1 protein-coding gene is annotated in these 606 nt (G+C 53.8%); it reads right to left on the minus strand.

Features of this window, described 5'->3' with window-relative positions:
* Positions 1–228: 228 nt before the first annotated feature.
* Positions 229–606, minus strand: a 378-nt coding sequence (locus tag EN750_RS37980; protein WP_145968373.1) for an Lrp/AsnC family transcriptional regulator, incomplete at its 5' end; no start/stop codon positions are given.

Here is a 606-nt window from a genome sequence, read left to right on the forward strand (position 1 = left end):
GCTTTGGGATCTGGAGATGCACCGCGCAATAACCCAAGGCGCAGTACCAATTTTGGTCGTCAAATCTGTAAAACAGGCACCGTGCGACGCGCGGTCACTGTTCGGCGCGTTGCCGCAGCGCCTTCATCGTCCTTAAAGCGCGTCAGGCTGCTGGCCCAGGATTTTCATCGGTTCCAAGGGGTATCAGGCACGTCTTTTCATCATGAAGGACTGCGGGGGCGGAAAAGATCAGATGTTGAGGGTAACCCCCCGCTTCACCACATCCATTGACACGATTGTTCGAAACTTCTTTACATTTCCATTGTGAAAAAAATGCTGACGCGTGAAATTCTCGTATTCCGTCATGCTGGAAACCACCAAAACAAGAACAAAATCAGCGTCGCCAGTGACGTAGTAGCATTGCTGGACCTCTGGCGCCGAACTAAACCGTGATTTCATCTGGTCGATCTCATCGATCGTTTCGCTGACGAGCTGCACCTCCACGATGATCGTAAGCGGTAGACCCACCGCCTCTGGCTGAATTTGGGCCACACAGGCACTGATTATGCCCTCCCGTCCCATCCGCTGGATTCGCCTCTGAACCGCGGGTGCCGACAGATGTACCGC

It is taken from the genome of Mesorhizobium sp. M7A.F.Ca.ET.027.03.2.1 (assembly GCF_003999175.1).
In the GTDB taxonomy this organism is placed as follows: Bacteria; Pseudomonadota; Alphaproteobacteria; order Rhizobiales; family Rhizobiaceae; genus Mesorhizobium.